This window comes from Thioalkalivibrio sp. ALMg9, from assembly GCF_000380625.1.
Taxonomy (GTDB): domain Bacteria; phylum Pseudomonadota; class Gammaproteobacteria; order Ectothiorhodospirales; family Ectothiorhodospiraceae; genus Thioalkalivibrio; species Thioalkalivibrio versutus.
Genome location: NZ_AQYC01000008.1, coordinates 253,070 through 276,622 on the forward strand (window position 1 = coordinate 253,070; position 23,553 = coordinate 276,622).

The 23,553-nt window shown below is 66.6% G+C and carries 19 protein-coding genes; 12 read left to right on the plus strand and 7 right to left on the minus strand.

The window, feature by feature from the left end:
* Nucleotides 1-9: 9 nt before the first annotated feature.
* Both F792_RS0106460 and polA read right to left on the minus strand, forming a co-directional pair.
* Complete coding sequence (locus tag F792_RS0106460; protein WP_018168878.1) at nt 10-528, minus strand: hypothetical protein; 519 nt, start codon at nt 526-528, stop codon at nt 10-12.
* On the minus strand, nt 529-3,231 hold the full coding sequence (gene polA, locus F792_RS0106465) for a DNA polymerase I (RefSeq protein WP_018168879.1): 2,703 nt from the start codon (nt 3,229-3,231) through the stop codon (nt 529-531). It lies immediately after the preceding gene.
* A 144-nt stretch (nt 3,232-3,375) separates the two neighbouring features.
* On the opposite strand from polA, the gene F792_RS0106470 reads away from it, so the two are divergent.
* The 6 genes from F792_RS0106470 (at nt 3,376) to ntrC (ending at nt 8,822) form a co-directional block, all read left to right on the plus strand.
* Nucleotides 3,376-4,101: a TIGR00730 family Rossman fold protein gene (locus tag F792_RS0106470; RefSeq protein ID WP_018168880.1), complete on the plus strand. Its 726-nt coding sequence runs from the start codon at nt 3,376-3,378 to the stop codon at nt 4,099-4,101.
* Nucleotides 4,101-4,496 carry a DUF2782 domain-containing protein gene (locus tag F792_RS0106475; RefSeq protein WP_018168881.1) on the plus strand — a complete coding sequence of 132 codons (396 nt, stop codon included), beginning with the start codon at nt 4,101-4,103 and terminating at the stop codon, nt 4,494-4,496. Before F792_RS0106470 ends, F792_RS0106475 begins: the two co-directional genes overlap by 1 nt.
* The gene (locus F792_RS0106480; RefSeq protein WP_018168882.1) at nt 4,496-5,350 is read left to right on the plus strand and encodes a hypothetical protein; all 855 of its coding nucleotides are present in this window, start codon (nt 4,496-4,498) and stop codon (nt 5,348-5,350) included. Before F792_RS0106475 ends, F792_RS0106480 begins: the two co-directional genes overlap by 1 nt.
* A 102-nt stretch (nt 5,351-5,452) precedes the next feature.
* On the plus strand, nt 5,453-6,100 hold the full coding sequence (locus F792_RS0106485) for a DUF4124 domain-containing protein (RefSeq protein ID WP_018168883.1): 648 nt from the start codon (nt 5,453-5,455) through the stop codon (nt 6,098-6,100).
* 188 nt (nt 6,101-6,288) lie between these two features.
* Nucleotides 6,289-7,386: a nitrogen regulation protein NR(II) gene (gene glnL / locus F792_RS0106490; protein ID WP_026312996.1), complete on the plus strand. Its 1,098-nt coding sequence runs from the start codon at nt 6,289-6,291 to the stop codon at nt 7,384-7,386.
* A complete protein-coding gene (ntrC, locus tag F792_RS0106495) occupies nt 7,386-8,822 on the plus strand; it encodes a nitrogen regulation protein NR(I) (RefSeq protein ID WP_018145059.1) in 1,437 nt (478 codons plus the stop codon). Before glnL ends, ntrC begins: the two co-directional genes overlap by 1 nt.
* A gap of 339 nt (nt 8,823-9,161) precedes the next feature.
* On the opposite strand, the gene F792_RS0106500 is transcribed toward ntrC, so the two are convergent.
* On the minus strand, nt 9,162-10,154 hold the full coding sequence (locus F792_RS0106500) for a dihydroorotate dehydrogenase (protein WP_018168885.1): 993 nt from the start codon (nt 10,152-10,154) through the stop codon (nt 9,162-9,164).
* Here F792_RS0106500 and F792_RS0106505 point away from each other — a divergent pair.
* Together F792_RS0106505 and F792_RS0106510 are read left to right on the plus strand one after the other, a co-directional pair.
* Nucleotides 10,153-10,617, plus strand: a complete 465-nt coding sequence (locus tag F792_RS0106505; RefSeq protein ID WP_018168886.1) for a tRNA (cytidine(34)-2'-O)-methyltransferase — start codon at nt 10,153-10,155, stop codon at nt 10,615-10,617. The genes F792_RS0106500 and F792_RS0106505 overlap by 2 nt on opposite strands.
* A gap of 113 nt (nt 10,618-10,730) precedes the next feature.
* Nucleotides 10,731-11,603 carry a dienelactone hydrolase family protein gene (locus F792_RS0106510; RefSeq protein WP_018168887.1) on the plus strand — a complete coding sequence of 291 codons (873 nt, stop codon included), beginning with the start codon at nt 10,731-10,733 and terminating at the stop codon, nt 11,601-11,603.
* A 121-nt stretch (nt 11,604-11,724) separates the two neighbouring features.
* Here the strand turns inward: F792_RS0106510 and F792_RS0106515 are convergent, their stop codons facing one another.
* Nucleotides 11,725-12,750 carry a porin gene (locus F792_RS0106515; protein WP_018168888.1) on the minus strand — a complete coding sequence of 342 codons (1,026 nt, stop codon included), beginning with the start codon at nt 12,748-12,750 and terminating at the stop codon, nt 11,725-11,727.
* A 243-nt stretch (nt 12,751-12,993) separates the two neighbouring features.
* On the opposite strand from F792_RS0106515, the gene F792_RS0106520 reads away from it, so the two are divergent.
* Nucleotides 12,994-15,114 (plus strand): TonB-dependent receptor domain-containing protein, encoded by a 2,121-nt coding sequence (locus F792_RS0106520; RefSeq protein ID WP_018168889.1) that lies wholly within the window; start codon nt 12,994-12,996, stop codon nt 15,112-15,114.
* A gap of 115 nt (nt 15,115-15,229) precedes the next feature.
* Here the strand turns inward: F792_RS0106520 and F792_RS0106525 are convergent, their stop codons facing one another.
* Both F792_RS0106525 and F792_RS0106530 read right to left on the minus strand, forming a co-directional pair.
* Entirely contained in the window at nt 15,230-15,958 is a 729-nt protein-coding gene (locus F792_RS0106525; RefSeq protein WP_018168890.1) for a rhomboid family intramembrane serine protease, read from the minus strand.
* Between the two features lie 265 nt (nt 15,959-16,223).
* Nucleotides 16,224-17,729, minus strand: coding sequence for a SulP family inorganic anion transporter (locus F792_RS0106530; RefSeq protein ID WP_018168891.1), 1,506 nt, complete (start codon nt 17,727-17,729; stop codon nt 16,224-16,226).
* 310 nt (nt 17,730-18,039) lie between these two features.
* Between F792_RS0106530 and F792_RS0106535 the strand changes: the two genes are divergently transcribed.
* Nucleotides 18,040-18,528 (plus strand): universal stress protein, encoded by a 489-nt coding sequence (locus F792_RS0106535; protein ID WP_018145067.1) that lies wholly within the window; start codon nt 18,040-18,042, stop codon nt 18,526-18,528.
* 96 nt (nt 18,529-18,624) lie between these two features.
* Here F792_RS0106535 and moaA read toward each other — a convergent pair whose 3' ends face one another.
* A complete protein-coding gene (gene moaA / locus F792_RS0106540; RefSeq protein WP_018168892.1) occupies nt 18,625-19,635 on the minus strand; it encodes a GTP 3',8-cyclase MoaA in 1,011 nt (336 codons plus the stop codon).
* Nucleotides 19,636-19,870: 235 nt separating this feature from the next.
* Here moaA and F792_RS0106545 point away from each other — a divergent pair, with 235 nt between their 5' ends.
* Together F792_RS0106545 and F792_RS0106550 are read left to right on the plus strand one after the other, a co-directional pair.
* Nucleotides 19,871-22,780, plus strand: coding sequence for a molybdopterin oxidoreductase family protein (locus F792_RS0106545; protein ID WP_018168893.1), 2,910 nt, complete (start codon nt 19,871-19,873; stop codon nt 22,778-22,780).
* Nucleotides 22,781-22,855: 75 nt separating this feature from the next.
* Entirely contained in the window at nt 22,856-23,551 is a 696-nt protein-coding gene (locus F792_RS0106550) for a 4Fe-4S dicluster domain-containing protein (RefSeq protein ID WP_038032074.1), read from the plus strand.
* Nucleotides 23,552-23,553: the final 2 nt, after the last annotated feature.

Below are 23,553 nucleotides of genomic sequence, written 5' to 3' on the forward strand. Positions count from 1 at the left end.
CGATCTCCCTCAGGGTGTGTCGCTGTGGCTGCGGCGGGTGACGAAGCGGAACTGGACCCGGGCCGCATCGGGGTCGCCCGCGGGCATTACGGTGGCGGCCCAGGTCATGGCCTCGGTGGTGCAGATGGGCAGGGTGGTCTCGCCGGTGTAGCGCCCGTCACCGGTATGTTCCAGTCGCGGGCGCTGGAAGCCCATGTACATCTCCACCCCGGCCAGGTCCAGTTCCAGGGCCTCCGGGTCGCCCAAGTGGGTCCGCGCGGTCGCATCCAGATCCAGGGTCAGGGCCAGGGGTTGCAGCATCGGCACCGGGCGCGGCGCGATCTCGAGGGTGAGCGTGCCGCCTGCCGGATGGGTGGCGGTGCAGGGGGCGACGTTCAGATCGCACTCGCCTGGCTGGAGAATCGTGACGTCGCCCGAACCGCCGGTGTCCAGATAGCGATCAGCCAGCACCCATGCCGTAGCCAGCAACAGGATCGCGACCAGCCAGGGGGCGACCCGATCGAAGCGCATGGCGGGCGCGTCCGTCATTTAGTGCGCATCGTCCCAGTTGGCGCCGACGCCGACATCCACCACCAGCTCCACGTCGAGATCGGCGGCGCCGCTCATGGCCTGGCGCACGAGGTCGGTCAATGCATCCAGTGCGTCGTTGGCGACTTCGAATACGAGTTCATCGTGTACCTGCATGATCATGCAGGCCTCGATTGCTGACTCGGCCAGGTCGTTCGCGACCCGTACCATCGCGCGCTTGATGATGTCGGCGGCCGTGCCCTGCATCGGGGCGTTGATTGCGACGCGCTCGGACTGCTGGCGCCGGGCACCGTTGCGGCTGTTGATCTCCGGCAGGTACAGGCGGCGGCCGAAGAGCGTCTCGACATAGCCGTTCTCGCGCCCCCTGGCGCGGGCCTTCTCCATATAGTCGTGCACGCCGGGATAGCGATTGAAGTAGCGGTCGATGTATTCGCGCGCCTCGCCCTGCTCGATGCCGAGGTTGCGCGCCAGCCCCCAGGCGGACATGCCGTAGATCAAGCCGAAGTTGATCGCCTTGGCCGCCCGGCGCTGGTCGTTCGAGACCTGGTCCGGCTCTGTGCCAAAGACCTCGGCGGCGGTCGCGCGGTGGATGTCCTGCCCCTCGGCGAAGGCGCGCAGCAGGCCCGCGTCCTGCGACAGGTGGGCCATGATGCGCAGCTCGATCTGCGAGTAGTCGGCCGCCAGCAGCTGGTGGCCCGGTTCGGCGATGAAGGCCTGGCGGATGCGCCGCCCGGCCTCGGTGCGCACCGGGATGTTCTGCAGGTTCGGTTCCGACGACGACAGGCGTCCGGTGGCCGCGCCCGACTGGTGATAGGACGTATGCACCCGCCCGGTCTTGGGGTGGATGCGCCGGGGCAGGGTCTCGGTGTAGGTGCTGCGCAGCTTGGACAGCCCGCGGTGTTCCAGGATCAGGCGTGGCAGGGCGTAGTCACCCGCCATCTGTTCCAGCACGTCCTCGGCGGTCGAGGGCTGGCCCTTGGGCGTGCGCCGCAGCACCGGCAGCCCCAGGCGTTCGAACAGGATCTCCTGGATCTGCTTGGGCGAGCCGAGGTTGAACTCGCCACCGGCCTCCTCGAAGGCCTCGCGCTCGATACGCTCCATCTCGGTCAGCAGCGCCTGGCTCTGCGCGCCGAGCTGGTCCGGGTCGACCTTCACGCCTGCACGCTCGATATCCGCCAGTACCGGGACCAGCGGCATCTCGATCTCGCGATAGACGAACGCCGGCCCTTCCGCTTCCTTCAGGCGCGGCTGGAACACCGCGTCCAGTTGCAGGCAGATGTCGGCGTCCTCGCCCGCGTAGTCGGTCGCGATCCCGATATCCACCTCGGCGAACGGAATCTGCTTCGCGCCCTTGCCCGCCACGTCCTCGTAGTGCGTGGTCTTGTAGTCCAGGTGGCGCTCGGCCAGGGAGTCCAGGTCGTGGCGGTTGGCGCCGGCGTCCAGGCAGAAGGACTCCAGCAGCGTGTCATCGACGATGCCCCGCAGGGTGATGCCGTGATTCCCCAGTACGTTGCGGTCGTACTTCAGGTGATGTCCGAGCTTGCCGTGGTCCGTGGACTCCAGCCACGGCTTCAGGCGCTCCAGCGTCGCGTCGAACGGTAGCTGCGGGTCCGCATCCGGCCCGGTATGGGCGAGCGGCAGGTAGTACGCGGTACCCGGATCGAACGCGAACGACATGCCTACCAGTTCGGCCCGCATCGCATCCAGGCTGGTGGTCTCGGTGTCGAAGGCCACGCGCTCGGCCTTGTCCAGACGCTCCAGTAGCCCAGCGAAATCGGCCTCTTCGCGAACGGTCTGGTAGGTCCCCTGTGCCTTCGCTGGCCCGGGGTTGTCGCCTGCGGCCTCGCCGTTGCCGCCCTCCAGTTCCGCACGCCAGCGGGTGAAGCCGTAGCGGCGCACCATCTCCAGCAGGCGTTCATGGTCCGGTTCCTGGATGGCGAGGTCATCGGGGCCGATGTCCAGCTCGACATCGCGCTTGACCGTAATCAGCTCGCGCGAGGTCGGCAGCCGGTCGGCGGCCGCGCGTAGGTTCTCGCCAATCTTGCCGCCGATGTCGTCGGCCTGCTCGAGGATGGTATCGAGGTCACCGTACTTCGCGATCCACTTGGCCGCCGTCTTCGGGCCGACCTTGTCGACGCCCGGGATGTTGTCGACGCTGTCGCCCATGAGCGCGAGATAGTCGACGATCTGCTCCGGGGCGACGCCGAACTTCTCCTGCACGCCGTCCGGGTCCAGGGTGACGCCGCTCATGGTGTTCACCAGCGTGATGCGGTCATCCACCAGTTGGGCGAGGTCCTTGTCGCCGGTGGAGATCACCACCGCGTGGCCGGCGCGCGCCGCCTGGTCGGCCAGGGTCGCGATCACGTCGTCGGCCTCGACACCCCCGACGCACAGCAGCGGCAGGCCCATCGCCCGGACCAGCTCGTGCAGAGGCTCGATCTGGGCCGCCAGCTCATCCGGCATCGGGGGGCGGGTGGCCTTGTATTCGGGGTAGATGTCATCGCGGAAGGTCTTGCCCTTGGCGTCGAACACCACCGCCATGTGCTCCGGCCCGTAGTCCGCGCGCAGCTTGCGCAGCATGTTGGCCACACCGATCATCGCGCCGGTCGGGGCGCCATCCGGCGCGGTCAGTGGCGGCAGGGCGTGGAACGCGCGGAACAGGTAGGACGAGCCGTCGACCAGGACGAGGGGCGGTTGCGACATGCAGGCGGAATCCGGACAGGGAACGCGCGCCATTCTACAGGGCTGGCCGTGAGGCGCCCATTCGTGCGGGCCATTTGTATGGATACGTTTGTATGGACGCGGGGCGCCCGTTACGCTTGAGTCTCCATCCGAGGAACCCGCCGCATGAACAACCGTGAACGTGCCGAACACCCGGGCCTGCGTCCGATTGATGACTCTGCCCTGACCCGCGAAAGCTGGAAGATCTTCCAGATCATGGCGGAGTTCGTGGAGGGCTTCGAGCGCCTGGCGCACATCAAGCCCTCGGTCAGCATCTTTGGTTCTGCCCGCTTCCCCCCGGAGCATCGCTATTACCAGCTGGGCGAGACGACCGCGCGCCAGCTGTCGGATGCCGGCTTTGCGGTGGTCAGCGGCGGCGGTCCGGGCATCATGGAGGCGGCCAACAAGGGGGCCTTCGGCGGGCGCTCGCCCAGCATCGGCCTGAACATCCAGCTACCCCACGAGCAGAGTGCGAATGATTACCAAGACGTGGGACTGGGCTTTCGCCACTTCTTTTCGCGCAAGGTGATGTTCGTGAAGTATGCATCCGCCTACGTGGTCCTGCCGGGCGGCTTTGGCACGCTGGACGAGCTGGCGGAGATCCTGACGCTGGTGCAGACCGGCAAGACTCGGCGTATTCCCGTGGTCCTCGTGGGCAGCGAGTTCTGGAAGGGGCTGCTCGACTGGTTCCAGGACACCCTGGTGGAACAGGGCACCATCGACCAGGAGGACCTGCAGCTATACTCGTTGGTAGATTCGCCGGAGGATGTGGTGAGCGCGATCTTCGAGCACTACGAGACGCGCAGCTTCGAGCCGTCCGCGGAAGAAAAGAAACGACTGATGGAGCTGTGATGATGACCCCGACCCGCCTGAGCCTGCCCCTGTCGCTGCTGGCGGCCCTGCTGCTGGTGCCCGGTTCGGCGCTGGCGCAGGAAGACCGCGAGTGGGGGGATGCCCCGCCGCCGCCGGAACTGGACGAGGCTGCCGATCCGCCGCCCCCGGTGCTGGACGAGCGCGCCCGCGAGCAGCGCTCCCTGGAAGAGGCCGACATCATCATTATCGAGCGCGATGGCGAGACGCGGCGCGAATACCGCATGGGCGGCCAGCTGGTGATGGTCGAGGTTACGCCTGCGGTCGGCCCGACCTACTACCTCATCGATACCACCGGCGATGGCACGCTGGATGGTCGCCGCAATGAGCTGGATCCCGACTTTGTACCCCCGTCCTGGGTGATTTTCCGATGGTAATGAATGAATCCGAAATTCAGGGCTGCGGCGAGCTTGCCGGCCTGGCACTGACGGCCGGTCCCGAGGGGCCGGAACTCGACGGCCGGCCGGTGCAGTGCCTGCGCCTGCCGGCCGCCGCGGCGCCGGCCCTGGAGCAGGCCCTCGCCGAGGTCCCTGCTGGCTGTGGCCGCGTGATCGGCCGGGGTGCGGATGATGCGGCCGGGCAGGTGGTGCTGGTGCTCGAGCGTGGCCAGGCCATTCAGGGCACGGTCGCGGCCGAAGGGCCTGGCAGCCTGGAGGCCCTGGGCGAGCGCGCGGCCGACTGGCAGGGCCGCCACACGGCCGGTGCCCTGCCTGCTGGAGACGGCTACCGACGCGGCGTGCTGCAGCAGAGGATGCGCGAGCGTGCGGACACAATCACGTCTTCGCTGGATGCCGAATCGCGGGCGATCCTGGATGCCGAGCTGCACCATCAGGGGCTTTACCGTTTCGAGGACCTGCCGCTGGCGGGAAGTGTCTGGCAGACGGTCCGCATCTATCCGGAGGGCGCCGGCCTGGCCGATCTGGTCCTCCCGCCCGCGCCGGTGCCGGCCTTCTGGCAGGTCGCACGGCTCGCCCTGGCGGTCGCCGTGGATGACGCGGGGCGGCCGGATGCCGAGGGCTACCGGGCGTTGCTGTCCGGATATAACGGACGGCGGCCGTTGACCGCCATCGAGCGAGGGGCGGCGCCGACCCTGCTGCGCCTGGCTGCGCTGGACGACTGGCTCGCCGCACTGGAGGCCGGGGCCGATGGGCGCACCGAGCGCGAACGGCTGGCAGCCCTTCAGGCAGAAGCGGCTCGCTTGCAGGGTATCTGGGTTCGCGCCGCGGCTTGATGGCCCAGCCGGCCCGCACGGACGTGTGGGGCGCCTGGGCCAGTCGTTCGCAAACACAACGAGGCGGGGTCGTGGATCCGTGCCTTCCAAGGAGGAAAGCCCATGTTCCGAATCGCTGTCTGGCTGGCGCTGCCCCTGGCCGCCCTTCTCGCCCCTGCGCTCCTGAGTGCCGACGTCTATCGCTGGACCGACGATCAGGGCAATGTCCACTTCGGCGACCGGCCCCCCGAGGGGAGCCGTAGCGAGTCGGTCGATGTGCGTGAGCCGATGCGGGGCGTGCCGCTGGAGGGCGCGCGCGAGATCCTCGAACGTCCGGTGCGCCCCCGCGGCCAGCCGGAGGTGGAGGGTGCCTACCAGCGGGTCGCCATCGCGCGGCCGGAGGATGGCGAGGGCGTGCGGGCGAACGACGGCAACGTGACCGCCGAGCTCGAGCTTGAACCGGCGCTTGATGCCGACGCCGGCCACCGCGTGGTCTGGCTGCTGGACGGGGAGGCCGCCGGCGAGGGGGCTTCGACGAGCGCGACCTTCCAGGGCCTGAACCGCGGTGCCTATACCCTGCAGGCGCGGGTCGTGGACGAGTCGGGTCAGGAACTGGGCGCCAGCGATACCATCGAGTTCAACGTGCTGCGCATGGCCATCCCGCGCAGCCAGCAACAGCAGCAACGGCCCCAGCAGTTTCCGTCGGGCGGTGCACCGCAGGCACCGCAGGCTCCCCGGGCGCCGCAGCCGGTGACGCCTGGCCCGAATTGACGGCGGCCCTCGTATAGCGCACCGAAGTGGTGCGGCTTGCGCCCCAGGTTGGTGCTACACTTGCACCAATCTGGGGCGTTTCGGTTTCAAGGGTGTCGGCGGCCAGGCTTCTGGTGTGACGCAGCCCTCGGCTTCAGCGTCCCGCCCGGCGATTTTCGCTTGGCGCGATTCCTGCTTGAGGCCTTTCGATGACTACGCCCCTTGCCAATCCCGGTATGACCACCCCGCCCTGGTGGGACGACCTCTCCACGGCGGTGCTGGTGACCGATGCGGACCTGCGCCTGCTGAGCCTGAACAGTGCGGCTGAGGTCCTGCTCGGGCTGAGCCGCGAACGCATCGTCGGTTACGGACTGGGGCAATGGCTCAAGCTGGACCGGAATCTGGCCAACCGCTTGCGTTCGGCGCTGACCCTGGATCAGCCGATCACGCTGCGTGCCCGTCAGATGGAGCCCCTGCGAGCCGACAGCTTCCTGGCCGACGTGATCATCACGCCACTGCACCCGGCCGGCGAGCGGCCAGGCCAGTTGCTGTTCGAACTGAACGCCATCGACCGCCACGAGCGCATCAGCCGCGAGGAACAGTTGCAGAAGCAGCAGGCGATCACCCGTGCAGTGACGCGCGGGCTGGCCCACGAGATCAAGAACCCGCTGGGCGGGCTGCGCGGCGCGGCGCAGTTGCTCGCCAGCGAGCTGGACGACTCGGGCCTCAAGGAATACACCCAGATCATCATCCGCGAGGCGGACCGCCTGCGCAGCCTGGTCGACCGCATGCTGGGGCCGAACAACATGCCGCGGCGCGAGGCCGTCAATCTGCACGAGGTCCTGGAGCACGTGCGGGGCCTGGTCAGCGTGCAACTGCCGCTGGGGCTGAAGATCCGCGGCGACTACGACCCCAGTATTCCCGACGTGCAGGCGGATCGCGACATGCTGGTGCAGGCCATCCTCAACCTGGTGCAGAACGCGGTGCATGCACTGGAAGACGGGGGGCAGATCACCCTGAGCTCGCGGATCCTGCGCCAGTACACGATCTCCGGAAAGCGCCACCGGCTGGTGGCCAAACTGAGTGTGCGCGACAACGGCCCCGGCATCCCGGAGGAGATCCGCGAACGCATCTTTTTCCCGATGGTCACCGGGCGCGCCGAGGGCACCGGGCTGGGGCTGCCGATTGCCCAGAGCCTGATCCAGCTGCATGACGGCTTGATCGAATGCCATTCGCGCCCGGGGGCGACCTCATTCGACATCCTGCTTCCTATTGATTCCCCCCAGGGCCGGGAGGAGACGCACTGATGGAACCCATCGTCTGGATCATTGACGACGACGACTCGATCCGCTGGGTGCTGGAACGCGCCCTCCAGCGTCACGCGATCGCCGTGCGCGGCTTCGAGACCGCGGACGCTGCCTGGGCGGCGCTCGAGCGGGATCCGGTCCCGGACACCATCGTCGCCGACATCCGCATGCCGGGCCTGAACGGGCTGGATTTCCTCGCCCGCATGCAGACCCGCCCGGATCCGCCGCCGGTCATCATCATGACCGCCTTCTCCGATCTGGAGAGCGCGGTGGGCGCCTACCAGACCGGGGCCTTCGAGTACCTGCCCAAGCCGTTCGACGTGGACGAGGCCGTGGCCCTGGTGCAGCGCGCGCTGGAGGCGCGCCGTGCCGGGCAGGAGAACGGTCCCGCCGGTCCCGAGATCGAGGAGACCCCGATCATCGGCGAGGCCCCGGCCATGCAGGAGATGTTCCGTGCCATCGGGCGGCTCTCGCGCAGCAATATCACCGTGCTGATCAACGGCGAATCCGGTACCGGCAAGGAGCTGGTCGCGCGGGCCCTGCACCAGCACAGCCCGCGCGCCGACCAGCCGTTGATCGCGCTGAACACCGCGGCCATCCCCAAGGATCTGCTGGAAAGCGAACTGTTCGGTCACGAACGCGGCGCGTTCACCGGGGCCAACCAGAGTCGCAAGGGCCGCTTCGAGCAGGCCGACGGCGGCACCCTGTTCCTCGACGAGATCGGCGATATGCCGTTCGACCTGCAGACGCGCCTGTTGCGGGTGCTGTCCGATGGCACGTTCTACCGTGTGGGCGGGCATACCCCGATCCGGGTGGACGTGCGCATCATCGCCGCGACCCACCAGGACCTGGAAGAACGCGTCCGCGCGGGCTTGTTCCGCGAGGATCTGTTCCACCGCCTGAACGTGATCCGCATCCACGTGCCATCCCTGCGCGAGCGGCCGGAGGATATCCCGTTGCTGGTACAGCACTTCATGGCCGAGGTCGCTCAGGAACTGGGGGTGGAGGCCAAGACCATGCGCCCCGAGGTGGTCGCGGAGCTGCAGCGTTTGCCGTGGCCGGGGAACGTCCGCCAGCTGGAAAACACCTGCCGTTGGCTCACCGTCATGGCATCGGGCCGGGAGGTGCACCTGGATGACCTGCCGGCCGAGTTGCACCAGCCGACCGAGAGCCGTGCCGAGCCCGGGAGTGCCCCGGTCCGTGTCGCTGCCGGTCCGCGGGACTGGACCGCCGAACTCGCCCAGGTCGCCCGTCAGCACTGGCAGCGCGGCGATCACGACCTGCTGGGCTCGGTCCTGCCGCAGATGGAACGCACGGTGATCCGCGAGGCCCTGAACGCGACCGGTGGTCACCGCCAGCAGGCGGCCGCCCTGCTTGGATGGGGCCGCAACACCCTCACTCGCAAGATCCAGGAACTCGGCCTCGACGACGAGTAGGTTTTTTCACCACGAAGCCCACGAAGGCACGAAGAAGGGCAAGGGCGATTTAACCACAGAGATCACGGAGGACACGGAGAAAACCAGGGATCGTTTTGTTACGGGTAGGATGCCGATGAGCGTAGCGAATCGCATCGGCCACACGGGGTGGCCCGGCCCCGATGCGTTTCGCATGGCTCAACGCATCCTACCCCTCTGTCAGGGTCCCGGGTCGGAGACCAAGTGCCCCACCCTCGAACCCTCAGGACTTTCCTTCTTCCTGTGAAGCGCCCTTGATCTCGCCCTTCTTCGCGCCTTCGTGTGCTTCGTGGTCAACAGGCTCTTTAGTGAACCGGCCTTTCAGGTGGTGGGATCCTGCGGAGCGGGTGGGGCGCAGGCGGAGACGGCACCGTTCAGCTGCAGGGTGCCGGTCAGGTCGCGCACGTGGGTGTAGCCGTGGCGGTCCATGTAGTCGCTGATGCCATGCAGGATCTTCGGCAGGCACAGCGCGTCGTAGAACAGGCCCGTGCCCACGCCCACGGTGCTGGCGCCGGCGATCAGGAACTCCAGCGCGTCGGTGGCGTTCATCACGCCGCCCTGGCCGATGATCGGCACGTTGTGCGGCGCGGCCACCTGGTAGACCTGCTGCACCTTCAGCAGCGCGATCGGCTTGATCGCCGGGCCGGACAGCCCGCCCTGGTTGTTGCCGATGACCGCGCGGCGGTTCTCCACGTCCACCGCCATGCCCATCAGGGTGTTGATCACCGCAAACGCGTCGGTGCCGGCCTCGATGCAGCGCCGGGCGTTCTCGGCGATGTCGGTCTGGTTGGGCGAGAGCTTGGTGATCAGCGGCTTGGAGGTGACCTTGCGGCAGGCCTCGACCACCCGCGCGGACATGTCGGGATCGTTGCCGAAGGCGACGCCGCCTTCCTTCACGTTGGGGCAGGAGATGTTGATCTCGATGGCGTCGATCGGCGAGTCGTCGAAGCGTCGGGTGACCTCGATGTACTCCTCGAGGGTGGAGCCCGAGACGTTGGCGAAGAAGCGCGTCTCGTCGAAATCGAGCTGTGGCAGGGTGTGGTCCACCACGTGATCGACCCCGGGGTTCTGCAGGCCGATTGCGTTCAGCATGCCGTCCGGGGTCTCGTAGACGCGGTGCGGGGCGTTGCCCAGCCGCGCCTGGCCGGTCGTGCCCTTCAGGCAGATCGCGCCCGCATCGCGGTTGGAAAAGCCGGCCACGCGGGTGTACTCCTCGCCGAAGCCGACACAGCCGGACAGCAGCACCAGCGGCGTGTTCAAATGCAGGCCGCAGAATTCCAGGGCCAGCCGCGGATCGGTGCGCGAATCACTCATGCTTCACATCGTCCTCTATGAACCGGAGATCCCGCCGAACACGGGCAATATCATTCGTCTGGCGGCCAATACCGGGGCGGCGCTGCACCTGATCCATCCGCTAGGCTTCGAGCTGGACAGTGCGCGGGCGCGCCGCGCCGGGCTCGACTATCACGAGCTGGCCCGGGTGCAAGAGTATGACAGCCTCGACCATTGGCGGGAATCGGTGCAGCCTGGCCGGGTCTTCGCCATGACCACGCGCGGGCAGGTTCGCTACGACGCCCCGACCTTCCGCGATGGCGATGCCTTGTTGTTCGGTCCCGAGACGCGAGGCCTGCCGGAGTCCGTCCTGGATACCCTGCCGTCGGAGCATCGCCTGCGCCTCCCGATGCGCGAGGGCAGCCGCAGCCTCAACCTTTCCAATGCCGTGGCGGTGGTGGTCTACGAGGCCTGGCGCCAGCTGGGGTTTCCCGACGGCGCATGACGCCGAGTCAGCAGGTACGGCGTGCGGGATTGCACTACCCTCGGAAGAAAGCACCCGCGCCGTCCGTCTTTCGAGGGCGATCGCGCCCGTACGTCCACCACGAGAGGTTTCCGATGTTTCCAGTGCTGCGTTCTTTCTGTCTGCTGGCCGCCACGGCCCTGATCTCGGCCCCGCTGGCGGCCGATGAACCCACCGGTTCCGACAACTGGTGGTGGGACGACGACTGGTGGGAGGACGGGGTCATGTACGCCGATCTCGAAAACCACAAGGTGGCGATCGAACGCATCGAATACGAGCGCGATGGCATCGGCATTCCGGCGATGGTCGCCCGTCCGGCGGACGGTGAGGACTATCCCGCAATCCTCTGGACCCATGGCCGGCGCGGCCTGGACGATCTGGCCGAACTGCATGTGAAGCGCCTGGCGGCACGCGGCTTCGTCGTGCTGGCACCGGACCTGTACACCGGCCGTTTCATGGAAAGCCACCCGCTGGACCATGACTACGAGCTGGAAGGTGACCTGAACCAGGGTCTGGACGTGCTGCTGGAACGCGACGACATCGTGGGTGACCGCGCCTGCCTGCTCTCCATCACCCGTGGCGGCTACAAGGCGCTCAAGGTCGCCGTCACCTTCGAGCGCCAGGTCGAGGATGTCGCCTGCTGGGCTGGCTACTACCCGCACCTGCAGGACCCGAACCTGGGCGAGCCGCACCAGGTATATCGCTACGCCAACGAGGTCAACGAGCTCGAGATCCCGATGATGATCCTGATCGGGGACGAGGAGCAGTACCAGCGCCACCGCACCGCGCGCATGGCCGCCGATGGTCTCGCAAGCCGCGGGGGCGAAGTGCACTGGATCGAATACCCCGGCGTGGGCCGCGGCTTCGACTTCCGCAACGGCAACAACCGCACCTTCGCCGACGACCTCGCATCGCGCGACGCCATGATCCGCGTCACCCGCTTCGTCAATCAGCACCTGCGCGACTGACCTCGCTGCCGTCCGCGAGCTGGGCACCAACGAAAAAGGCCCCGCCGGGGCGTAATCCGGCAGGGCCTGGGATGGTAGACGCCCCGGCGGTCCTGGCCGTCGGGGTGTCCGTGCTACGGCCTTAGAAGTCGTAGCGCATGCCGATCGACAGTGCCGTGGCCGTCTGGGCGAGGGGGTTGGCATCGTCGGGGTTGGCACTGCGGGCCGCACTCCAGGGGCTCAAGGCGGAGTTCGCGTCGTTGTCGACCATTGCGACGTTGCCGTAGAAACGCAGGTCACTGTCGACACGGTATTCGAGGCCAAGCGCATACATGGTGGCGTCGGCATCGTCCAGATCGGAATCCAGCTGGAAGGCGTGGCCGTTCAGGTACATGTTCGATGTCAGGCGGAACTGCCCGCCCAGGCCGTACACATCTGCTTCGTCGCCATTGGTAGTTTCCGAGTTCTGGTAGAAGGCACCCATGCGGAAGGCCGGCGTGATGCGGTAGCCAACGGCCAGGCGCCAGGCATCCGGATCCATCGCGCCGTCTTCCTGTTTTTCGTAGGCCAGGGCACCGGTCAGGTCGCCCATGTTGAGATTCAGCGAGGTGGAGTAGGCCTTGTTGGTCGCACCGTCCACGGTGGAGGCATCGCCGGTCTCGTTGGCGTACTGGATGTTCCAGGTCAGGCCGCCGAAGCTGGGGGTCTGGTAGTGGATGCTGTTGTTGAAGCGCTCGTCGAAACGTCCGGTCTGGGCGCGTGAGCGAGTCAGGTTGCGCATATCGCCGACCTGATCGCCGAAGAAGTTGGCCGGGCCACGGGCGCGCTTGAACGGGGTGTCGAACTTGCCGATGCGCAGCATGCCCCACTCGGAACCCTTCAGGCCCACAAAGGTGTCGCGGGTCGCGAAGTTTGTGCCGTTGGTGTCGAAATCGATCTGCTGCTCGATCTGGAACATGCCGACCAGCTGTTCGCGGAATTCGCGCTCGCCCTTGAAGCCCAGGCGGCTGGAATTGCTCGAGACGTTGAATTCGTTGTATTCGGCGCCGTCATCCAGGATGTCGGCGGACAGGTGGGCGCGGCCGTACAGCGTCCAGTCGGCGGTGGCCAGGGCCGGGACGACCAGGCCGGCGGCGATCAGGCTGGTCAGCAGGTGCTTGCGGTTCATGGATTTCTCCCCTATTTGCGTTTGAACGTTGGCGAGACGCGAGTGCCTCTCGACAGGGCGCAAGCATGGGGAGGCCGGGTGACGCCCTGGTTAAGCGCTCATGAAGATCCCGTTAAAAGGCCACACCGTTGCGGAAATGACACGGCTTCGAACGGAACCCGCCGCAAGGCGATGGGTCCTTCCGATGAGGAGCCGGTTTCCGGTCTACTGGAGGTCTCGGGGCGAGCGAGAGGAGGTGCGGCATTGGAAGCATCGGAGTCGACGATCCCCCGCCTGAGTGGCTGGATGCTGTGGCCCCTTCTGGTTGTATCCCCGGCAAGCGGCGCGGAGGATGAGGCGCCGCCGGTGCTCGATCCGGTCGAGATCACGGTGACGGCGCCGCGCCTGGCGACCCCGTTGGCGGATCTGCCGGCGGCGGTCAGCCGGGTCGACGACCGCCAGGCCACCGAGGGGCGGCAGGGTCTGCAGCTGGACGAGGCGCTCAACCGTGTGCCGGGGCTGTTCGGCCAGAACCGCTACAACTTTGCCCAGGATGCGCGAATCTCGATCCGCGGTTTCGGTTCGCGCGCCCCGTTCGGGGTGCGTGGACTGCGCATCCTCCAGGACGGGGTCCCCGAGACCACGCCGGACGGCCAGTCGCAGGTGGATGCCATCGATCTGCTGAACCTGCGCGACATCGAGGTGCTGCGCGGGCCCAGCGCGGCGTTGTACGGCAATGCCTCCGGCGGTGTGATCGCTGCGCGCACCCGCGATGGGCGGGATCCGCGCGGCTTCGGCGGCGGGGTGCTGCTGGGCAGCTACGGCTATCGTCGCGCCGAGGCGGTGGCGGAGCAGGACCACGGCACCCACCGCTATTCCCTGACCGCACATGATTTCGCCATCGACGGCTACCGCGAACAGTCCACCGCCGAGAAGCGCTATCTGCGCCTGCATACCGCCTCGGAACTGGATGCCGGCACGCTCAACGTTCACCTGCGCTACCTGGATGCGCCACGCACCGACGATCCCGGCGGCCTGACCCGCGAGGAGATGCGCGAGGACCGGCGTGCCGCGGCCCCGCTGGCCACGGCGCTGGACAGTACCCAGTCCGCCGAACAGCTGACCACCGGCCTGCAATGGGAGCAGCCGCTGGCCGGGGGCGAGCTGCGCCTGGGCGGATTCTGGACCCAGCGCGACTATGCGCAGCAGTTGCCGTTCCCCGGTGATTCCCGCGTCGCCTACGAGCGCGATTTCTTTGGAGTCAATGCCCAGTACGAGCGCGACGTTGGGGCGACCCGTGTGCTCACCGGCATCGACCTGGAAGAACAGCGCGATGACCGCACACGGCGCTGTTCTGCTGGCCGGCTTTTCGATCGCGACGGCGGCGAGTGTTCCGCGGACCCGGTTGATCCCATGAGCGACCTGGCGCTCGACCAGCGGGAGCGTGCCCGCTCGCGCGGGGTGTTCGTGCAGACCGATACCGCACTCGGGTCGGACTGGAACCTGGTGGCCGGCGCCCGTCACGACCGTATTCGCATGTCCATCGACGATCACTTCGTCGAGCGGTTTGACGACGGTGATGACGTCACGGACCGATCGGGCCGACGGACCTTTGACGAGACCAGCGGCATGGCCGGGCTGATCTGGCACTTCCGGCCCGAGTATCGCGCCTACGTGAATGTGGCGACCAACTTCGAGACCCCGACCTTCACCGAGTTTGCCAATCCGGAGGGCGGAGGCGGCTTTAATCCCGAGGTCGACCCACAACGGGCGCGCAGTATCGAGGTCGGTATCCGGCGCGAGAATCCGCAGCTCTCCTGGGAGGCCTCGGTCTACGCTACCCGGGTGCGCGACGAGCTGTCGCCGTACCAGCTTGAAGGTCAGGGCGACCGGACGTTCTATACCAACGCCGGGCGCACGGCCCGCGATGGCGTTGAGCTAAGCGCAGACTGGCGGTTGAACCCACAGTGGACCCTGAGCGCCGCTGCAAGCCTCAATCGTTTCCGTTTTCGAGAGTTCGAGGATGCCGAGGGTGTTCGCCATGACGGCAACCGGATGCCGGGGCTGCCGCGCGAGCAGTTGTTCGTCGAGGCCGACTGGCGCGACGGCCCCTGGTTCGTGACCGTGGACGCGCTGCATGTGGGGTCGCGTTACGCGGACAACGCGAACACGGAGAAGGTGGGGCCGCAGACGACGCTGAACCTGCGCGCCGGCCGGTTCTGGCAGCAGGGCGATACCCGCGCCGAGGCCTTCGTCGCCGCCAACAACCTGCTGGATGCGGACAATGTCGACAACATCCGTATCAATGCGGCGGGCGGCCGCTACTACGAGCCAGCGCCGGGCCTGACCTTGATGGCGGGGGTGCGGATGTATTTCGGACAGTGAGAGGGGTGGGGTCGGTGCGGTTCGCTGCGCTCACGGCACCCTGCGATCGGCGGGTCCGGAAGCATGACCGCAGGATGCGCTGAGCGTAGCGAACCGCATCAGCACACGTGTCCAACTAATCACGACGCCACGGCTCGTCCGACGACTTCCCGGGCTCGATCTCGTCCAGGCGCCCCTGCTCGATCTTGCGCAGGGTCTCCGGGTCGGTCTCGTCGTCGTCCTCCCAGGAGGATCGGCGCGCCGGGGGTAACGGGTCACGCCGGTACAGGAGCCCGCCACAGACCGCGCCCACCACCGCGCCGAACAGGTGTGCCTCGAACGACACCTTGGGACCGCTGGGGAACACGCCCCACAGCATGCTGCCGTAAAGAAACAGGATGATGATGGCGAGCGCGATGGACAGCGCATCGCGGCGGCGAATCCCGATCACGACCGCGAAGAACATCAGACCGTGGGTAAGGCCGGACGCCCCGATGTGCAGCCCCTCGCGGGCAAACAGCCACACGCCCAGCCCGCCCATCAGCCAGATCAGCGGCACCGCCGTGCGCGTGGCCTGGGGAAAGCCGTAGAGGGTCAGCATGCCCAGCACCCAGAGGGTCGGGACATTGGCCAGCAGGTGGCCCCAGGAGCCGTGGATCAGCGGCGAGGTGATGATGCCCAGCACCCCGACCGCGTCGCGCGGGAGGATGCCCAGGCGTGACCAGTCACCGCCGGTCAGCTCCTGCAGCGCGTGGATCGCGATCAGGATGCCGGCCCCGAGCATGGGCCACATCAGGGCGCGCCGAATGCGCTCGCGTTCGGCCCTGGGATCGGTCGGGGGTGCCGGCCGGCGCAGATTCATCATGCGCCTAGCCTGCCACGCTCGGGCACGAGGTCCAATCTCTCTGGCTCCCGGGCGCCGCCCCTGGCACCGTCATTGCGAGGCCCCGCAGGGGCCGTGGCAACCTCCCAAAGCTGGCACCGAGTCGGGAGCCGGTGGTTCCGGATGGCGGTTACTCGCTCCGCACGCCCTTCGGGCCGGCCTGCGGCCGTTCAACCCAGCTCCGCTGCTTTTGTGCCGCGTCGCCTTCGGCTCCTCGCAATGACGGTGCCGAAGGCGAACGGCGGGATTAGTGCCCGCCCGGCCCCAGGTCGGCGCCCTTGTCGTGCAGGGCGAGCTTGTCGTGGAGTTCGCCGCTCTCGCCGTGCGGGGCTTTCACGTCGACTTCCATGCCGTTGCGGCGGAACTTGCCGACGACCTTGTCGATCGCGGCCACGGCCGAGCTGTCCCACAGCGAGGCGCGGGTCAGGTCGATCTCGACGTTATGGATGCCTTCGCGGTAGTCAAAGCTGTCGATGAACTTGTCCACGGCGACGAAGAAGAGCTGGCCGCGCACGGTGTAGATGCGGGTCTTGCCGTCCTCCGACAGGTCACTCTTCACTTCCACCGCCTTGACCATCTTGCGTGCGAAGAAGATCGCGGAGAGCAGCACGCCGGCGAACACGCCCATCGACAGGTCGTGGGTGATCACGGTGACCGCGACGGTCACGATCAGCACCACGGCATCGGTGCGCGGCAACTTGTGCAGCGTGGTCAGCGAGCCCCAGTCGAAGGTGGCGATGGAGACCATGATCATCACCGCGACCAGTGCGGCCATCGGGATGATCGAGACCAGATCGCCCAGGAACACGATGAACAGCAGGAGGAAGAGGCCGGCCGCCAGCGTGGACAAACGGCCGAGCCCTCCGGACTTGATGTTGATGACCGACTGGCCAATCATCGCGCAGCCGGCCATGCCGCCGAAGAAGCCGGTCACGATATTGGCGATGCCCTGGCCCTGGGCCTCACGGTTCTTGCCGGAGGGGGTGTCGGTCAGGTCATCGAGGATCGAGGCCGTCAGCAGCGACTCCAGCAGACCAACGATCGCCAGCGCGAAGGCGGTCGGGAAGATGATCTGCAGGGTCTCCAGGTTCCACGGGATGTCCGGGAACAGGAACACCGGCAGGCCGGAGGGCAGGTCGCCCATGTCGCCGACTTCCAGCGTGGGCATGCCCATGTAGTAGACGACGGCGGTTAGCGCGATGATCGCGACCAGCGGTGGCGGCAGGAGCTTCGGGTAGCCGGGGATCATCGGCAGGCCGTAGAGGATGATCAGGCCGGCCGCGACCAGCGCCCACATGGTGGTGTCGCCATCGACCAGGTAGGGCACCTGGGAGAGAAAGATCAGGATCGCCAGCGCGTTGACGAAGCCGACCAGCACGGTGCGCGGGATGAACATCATGTAGCGCGCGAGCTTGGCCCACGAGAACAGGAGCTGGATGAGCCCGGTCAGGATGGTGGCCGCCAGCAGGTACTGCAGCCCGTGCTCGGCCACCAGAGTGACCGTGAGCAGGGCCATCGCCCCGGTCGCCGCCGAGATCATTCCGGGGCGCCCGCCGGCGAAGGCGATCACCACCGCCATGGTGAACGAGGCGTACAGGCCCACGCTCGGATCGACGCCGGCAATGATGGAGAAGGCGATCGCCTCGGGGATCAGGGCCAGTGCGACCACGATCCCGGCGATCAGGTCGCCGCGGACATTGAAGAACCAGACCTTGCGCTGGCGGGACAGGAAGTCTTGTATGGTCTGCTGCACGTTGCGTTCCCCAATACCGGTGCGCGCCGAAGCCGACCCGGGTCGGGATCAACGGGTGAACGAACAGGTACCAGAGACTTTGGGAGGCGCGGATCCACGCGAAGGGTTGGATCGGCGCTTCCCCGGGAAGTAGCCGGGCCCGGTTGCCACCAGTGGATGGCGCGGTTGCAAGCGGTTCGGTGCCAGTACAGACTGAGAACCGCTCAGGAAAGGCGCGAAATTGTACCACTCTATGTAGTCGGTTCTGAAGTTTTCATGACCCCGGGCGCGTACGCCGGGTCGGTTTCATGCGATCACAAAGGGGATCCCCATGCTGCAGCGCGTCATCATCGCCATCGACTTCTCGCCCGCGTCGGCCTCGGCCCTGGCGATTGCCCGCCAGCACTGCCCGGGGGCGAAGAAGCGGTTGTTGTATGTGATGAAGCCGTCGGACGTGGCCGGTCCCAGCTCTGCCGGTGCGTTCAGTGGTGCGGGCTCGTCGCCGCTGAACGCGAAGGACATGCGCAATGCTGCGGAGGAGAAGGTGCGTGCCCAGATGCAGGAGTGGGCCGAGGCAGACGACGACGTCGCCATCGCCGTGGGCAGCGCCCCCGAGGAAATTTCCCGCCACGCCGAAGAGTGGGGTGCGGACATGATCGTGATGGGGACCCGTGGGCGCAGCCAGATCTCCAACATGCTCTCCGGCTCTGCCACCGAGTGGCTGGTGCGCAATGCGCGCCTGCCGGTCCTGGTGGTGCACGACGTGCCGCTGTCCGACTCGATGAAGGAAAAGCTGCCGCCGGAAGGCGCCGTCGACTGAAGCGGCTCGCAGCCCTCCCGGCATGCAGAAGGCCCGCTTTCAGCGGGCCTTTCTCGTTCCTGCGGCATGCTCATCGCGGTGCCGGCTGGCCGGGCCTCAGCCCCCGGTCATGGACATGAAGCGCAGGACTTTCTCCGGGCGCTCGGAGAATTCGTGGCGTTCCGGCTTCAGGTTGATGGCCTGAACCACCAGGTCCTCCAGTTCCGAATCGGTACAGCCCTCGCGCAGGTAGGGGCGCAGGTTCAGGCTGTGGTCGTTGCCGAGGCAGGTGTAGATGGTGCCGTCCACCGACAGGCGCACGCGGTTGCAGGTATCGCAGAAGTGCTGCGAGATCGGGGTGATGAAGCCGATGCGCACATCGGTATCCGGGATCTGCATGTAGCGCGCCGGGCCGCCCCCGGGCATCACGCCGGGCACCAGGTTGTAGCGCGGCTCCAGGCGGGCACGCACATCCTGCAGGTTCACGTAATGGCCCTCTTTCGCCTGGCGGCCCGTGTCGCCCATCGGCATGGTCTCGATGAAGCGCAGGGTGAAGCCGTGCTCGATGCAGAAGTCGACCATGTCCTCGACCTCCGGCTCGTTGATCCCGCCCATCACGACCATGTTGATCTTGATTGGGGCGAGGCCCGCGGCCTTGGAGGCCATCAGCCCGTCCAGCACCTTCTCCAGCTTGCCGCCGGTGATCTCCTTGAAGACCTCGGGCTTGAGCGAATCGAGGCTGACGTTGATCCGGTCGACGCCAGCATCCTTCAGCTCCTGCGCATGGCGCGCCATGCGCGTGGCGTTGGTGGACAGCGAGATATCGTCGATGCCGGGCAGGGCATTCAGGCGCGCGGCCAGATCCGGGAGGTTCTTGCGCACCAGGGGCTCGCCGCCGGTCAGGCGCACACGGCGGGTGCCGAGGCGACCGAAGGCGCCCATCACGCGCTCGATCTCCTCGAAGCTGAGCCAGTGTTCCGGCTCCTCGAAGTCGCGAAAGCCCTTGGGCATGCAGTAGAAACAGCGCAGATCGCAGCGATCGGTGACCGAGAGGCGCACGTATTCGATGCGGCGACCGAAGGCGTCGATCAGGGCGTTTCCTTCCGTGGGGGTGTCGGCGTGTTCCATTGGCGGGCCTGTGACGTCGAGTGGGGCGATATGTTCCGTGGTACACATCGTAGATCATTTTGCGGTCTTTGCCACATGAACGTGCAAATCATCTGTGGATTCGGGTCACAATAAAAAAAATCTTCACCCGATAATTCTGGTTTATCCGCAAATAGAAAAGACTCGTTGGCAGAATGTGTCCGCTCCGTCCACAATGCGCGATGCATAACTGAACCGAGATCACGAGGTCGCCCCCATGAGCGCGTTGCCCGAATTCGAAAAGCACGGCGAGCAGGAGATCAAGTACACCACCTGCTACATGTGCGCCTGTCGTTGCGGTATCAAGGTTACCGTCCAGGACAACAAGGTCCGCTACATCCAGGGGAATCGGCACCACCCGATCAACAAGGGTGTGCTCTGCGCCAAGGGCAACGCGGGGATCATGAAGCAGCAGTCCCCGGCGCGCCTGCACCAGCCGATGCGCCGCAAGCCGGGCACCGAGCGCGGTGCTGGCGAGTTTGAGCCGATCTCCTGGGACGAGGCGCTGGACACCCTGTCCGCGCGCCTGCAGAAGATCCGCGAGACCGACCCGCGCAAGCTGGCGTTCTTCACCGGCCGTGACCAGATGCAGGCCCTGACCGGCCTGTGGGCAACCCAGTTCGGTACCTACAACTGGGCGGCCCACGGTGGCTTCTGCTCGGTGAACATGGCCGCCGGCGGCCTGTACACCACTGGCTTCGCCTTCTGGGAATTCGGCGACCCCGACTGGGATCGCACCAAGTACCACATGCTCTGGGGTGTGGCGGAAGACCATGCCTCCAACCCGATCAAGATCGGGCTGGAAAAGCTCAAGCGCAGCGGCGGCAAGTTCGTCGCGATCAACCCGGTGCGCACCGGCTACCAGGCGATCGCCGACGAGTGGGTGGGCATCAAGCCCGGCACCGACGGCCTGTTCGCGCTGTCGATGCTGCACGTGCTGCTGAAGAACGACCAGTTCGACTGGGACTTCCTGGTGCGCTACACCAACGCCACCCAGCTGGTCGTACAGACCCCGGGCCAGAAGGGCGACGGCCTGATCCTGCGTGACGAGGCCGGCAACCCGCAGGTCTGGGAACTGGAGAAGGAGGCCTTCGTCGACGGCAGCCAGGTCGACATCAAGCCGGCCCTGTTCGGCGAGTACACCGCCCCGGACGGCCGCCCGGTCAAGACCGTGATGACCCTGCTGGCCGAACGTTACCTGGCGGACGAGTATTCCCCGGAGAATACCGCCGCGGTGACCGGCATCCCGGCCGAGCAGACCGAGCGCCTGGCGCTGGAGATGGCCCACGTCGCGTTCAAGGAGACCATCGAGCTCGACATCGAGTGGACCGACTCCTGGGGCCGCAAGCACGACAAGGTGTTCGGGCGTCCGGTGTCCATGCACGCGATGCGCGGCATCTCCGCGCACTCCAATGGATTCCAGACCTGCCGCGCGATTCACCTGCTGCAGATCATGCTCGGCTCGGTGGACTGCCCCGGCGGTCACCTGGCCAAGCCGCCGTATCCGAAGCACATCCCGCCGGGCATCAAGCCGGCCAAGGAATGCGCCCCGAACACCCCGCTGAAGAGCCCGCCGCTCGGTTTCCCGACCGCGCCGGAGGATCTGGTCATCGATGACGACGGCAACCCGCTGCGCATCGACAAGGCCTTCTCCTGGGATGCGCCGGTGTCCAACCACGGCATGATGCACATGGTGGTGACCAACGCGGTCAACGCCGACCCGTACCCGATCGACACCCTGATCTTCTTCATGGCGAACATGTCGTGGAACTCCACGATGAACACCGCCGAAGTGATGGACATGCTGCGGTCCAAGGACGAGAACGGCGAGTACAAGATCCCGTTCCTGGTGGTCTCGGATGCGTTCAATTCCGAGATGGTCAGCTTCGCCGACCTGGTGCTGCCGGATACCACCTATCTGGAGCGCTACGACACCATCTCCATGCTCGACCGCCCGATCTCCGAGCCGGCCGCGGCGGCGGACTCCATCCGCCACCCGATCCTCGAGCCCGATCGCAACGTGCGGCCGTGGCAGGAGGTCATGGTCGAGCTGGCCGGGCGCCTGAAGTTCCCGGCGTTCACCAAGGACGATGGCAGCCGCAAGTTCTCGGATTACAAGGACTTCATCGTCAACTTCGAGAAGGAGCCGGGCATCGGCTTCCTGTCCGGCTATCGCGGCAAGGACGGCCAGAGCCACTTGCGCGGCGAGCCGAACCCGAAGCAGTGGGAGGCGTACATCGAGAACCAGGGGTTCTTCCTGTACCACCTGGCGCCGAATCAGCAGTTCTACCGCTACGCCAACAAGGACTACCTGGAGCTGGCCAAGCACGCCGGCTGGGTAGGCAAGACCGATCCGATCACGATCGAGATCTACTCCGAGACCCAGCAGCGCTTCAAGCTGGCCGGCCAGGGCCTGTACGACGGCCCGCAACCGACCAAGCAGGAGCACAAGGACCGGCTGACCCAGTACTTCGATCCGCTGCCCATCTGGCACAAGCCGCTGGAGCAGACCCGGATCGACGAGGACGAGTACCCGTTCTACGCGGTCAACCAGCGTCCGATGTTCATGTACCACTCCTGGGATTCGCAGAACGCCTGGCTGCGCCAGATCTGCGCCCAGAACTACCTGTACATGAACCGTCAGAAGGCGGAGTCCATGGGCATCGAGGATCTGTCCTGGGTGTGGCTGGAGTCGCACAACGGCAAGATTCGCGTGCAGGTCAAGCTGATCGAGGGCTGCGAGCCCAGCACCGTCTGGACCTGGAACGCCATCGGCAAGCAGAAGGGCGCCTGGGGCCTGAAGCCGGAGGCGAACGAGTCGCAGAAGGGCTTCCTGATGAATCACCTGATCAGCGAGCTGCTCCCGAAGAAGGGCGACCCGATCGACAACATCACCAACTCCGACCCGGTCACCGGGCAGGCCGCGTGGTACGACCTCAAGGTCAAGATCACCCCGGCCGGTCCCGACGAGCAGAGCGCCTGGCCGCAGTTCGACGAGGTGAAGGCCACGCCGGGCATGTCCGAATCGCCGGACCAGCTGCGCTACCACGCGCACAAGCCCGTGCACCTGAACCGCGACATCCGCGACGTGCTCACGCGCGGTTCGCTGGACGACGAGAAAAACTGATCCGGCCCGGTTCCGCGACGGCCTCAAGGCCATCGCGGGGCTTGCCCGCACGAACGATTTGAGGGAGTACCAACCATGCGACTTGGACTCGTAATCGACATGGACACCTGCGTGGGCTGCCATGCCTGCGCGGTGGCCTGCAAGCAGTGGAACACCAGCGGCACCACGGGTCCGCTGACCGACTATCGCCCCTACGGCGAGGACCCGAGCGGCGTGTGGTTCAACCGCATCCGCCACTACGAGGTCGGGGACTACCCCAACAACAAGACCGTCAACATCCCGATGTCCTGCATGCACTGCGAGCATGCCGACTGCGTGAACGTCTGCCCCACCGGTGCCTCCTACAAGCGCCCGGAAGACGGCATCGTGCTGGTCGACCAGGACAAGTGCATGGGCTGCAACTACTGCGCCTGGGCCTGCCCGTACGGCGCCCGCGAGCTGGACCGCGAAGACGGCGTGATGAAGAAGTGCACGCTGTGCGTGGACCGCATCTACGACGAGCAGCTGCCGCCGGAAGAGCGTCAGCCCGCCTGCGTCATCACCTGCCCGGCGCACGCGCGCTTCTTCGGCGACTTTGATGACGACGCCTCCGAGGTGAGCCGCCTGGTCCGCGAACGTGGCGGTGTGAAGCAGATGCCCGAGCTTGGCTACAAGCCGGTCAACACCTATCTGCCGCCGCGGATCACCCGTTCCATCCCCACCGACGACGTGCGTGCCAACACGCTGATCACCTCGGTGAAGGACTGGGTCAACAAGATGGTGGCGCGCTAAGC

Bases quoted from the DNA above. Each gene is read 5' to 3' on its own strand.
- F792_RS0106460 (WP_018168878.1), bottom strand. From the start codon at position 528: ATGACGGACGCGCCCGCCATGCGCTTCGATCGGGTCGCCCCCTGGCTG.
- polA (WP_018168879.1), bottom strand. From the start codon at position 3,231: ATGTCGCAACCGCCCCTCGTCCTGGTCGACGGCTCGTCCTACCTGTTC.
- F792_RS0106470 (WP_018168880.1), top strand. From the start codon at position 3,376: ATGAACAACCGTGAACGTGCCGAACACCCGGGCCTGCGTCCGATTGAT.
- F792_RS0106475 (WP_018168881.1), top strand. From the start codon at position 4,101: ATGATGACCCCGACCCGCCTGAGCCTGCCCCTGTCGCTGCTGGCGGCC.
- F792_RS0106480 (WP_018168882.1), top strand. From the start codon at position 4,496: ATGAATGAATCCGAAATTCAGGGCTGCGGCGAGCTTGCCGGCCTGGCA.
- F792_RS0106485 (WP_018168883.1), top strand. From the start codon at position 5,453: ATGTTCCGAATCGCTGTCTGGCTGGCGCTGCCCCTGGCCGCCCTTCTC.
- glnL (WP_026312996.1), top strand. From the start codon at position 6,289: ATGACTACGCCCCTTGCCAATCCCGGTATGACCACCCCGCCCTGGTGG.
- ntrC (WP_018145059.1), top strand. From the start codon at position 7,386: ATGGAACCCATCGTCTGGATCATTGACGACGACGACTCGATCCGCTGG.
- F792_RS0106505 (WP_018168886.1), top strand. From the start codon at position 10,153: ATGCTTCACATCGTCCTCTATGAACCGGAGATCCCGCCGAACACGGGC.
- F792_RS0106500 (WP_018168885.1), bottom strand. From the start codon at position 10,154: ATGAGTGATTCGCGCACCGATCCGCGGCTGGCCCTGGAATTCTGCGGC.
- F792_RS0106510 (WP_018168887.1), top strand. From the start codon at position 10,731: ATGTTTCCAGTGCTGCGTTCTTTCTGTCTGCTGGCCGCCACGGCCCTG.
- F792_RS0106515 (WP_018168888.1), bottom strand. From the start codon at position 12,750: ATGAACCGCAAGCACCTGCTGACCAGCCTGATCGCCGCCGGCCTGGTC.
- F792_RS0106525 (WP_018168890.1), bottom strand. From the start codon at position 15,958: ATGATGAATCTGCGCCGGCCGGCACCCCCGACCGATCCCAGGGCCGAA.
- F792_RS0106535 (WP_018145067.1), top strand. From the start codon at position 18,040: ATGCTGCAGCGCGTCATCATCGCCATCGACTTCTCGCCCGCGTCGGCC.
- moaA (WP_018168892.1), bottom strand. From the start codon at position 19,635: ATGGAACACGCCGACACCCCCACGGAAGGAAACGCCCTGATCGACGCC.
- F792_RS0106545 (WP_018168893.1), top strand. From the start codon at position 19,871: ATGAGCGCGTTGCCCGAATTCGAAAAGCACGGCGAGCAGGAGATCAAG.
- F792_RS0106550 (WP_038032074.1), top strand. From the start codon at position 22,856: ATGCGACTTGGACTCGTAATCGACATGGACACCTGCGTGGGCTGCCAT.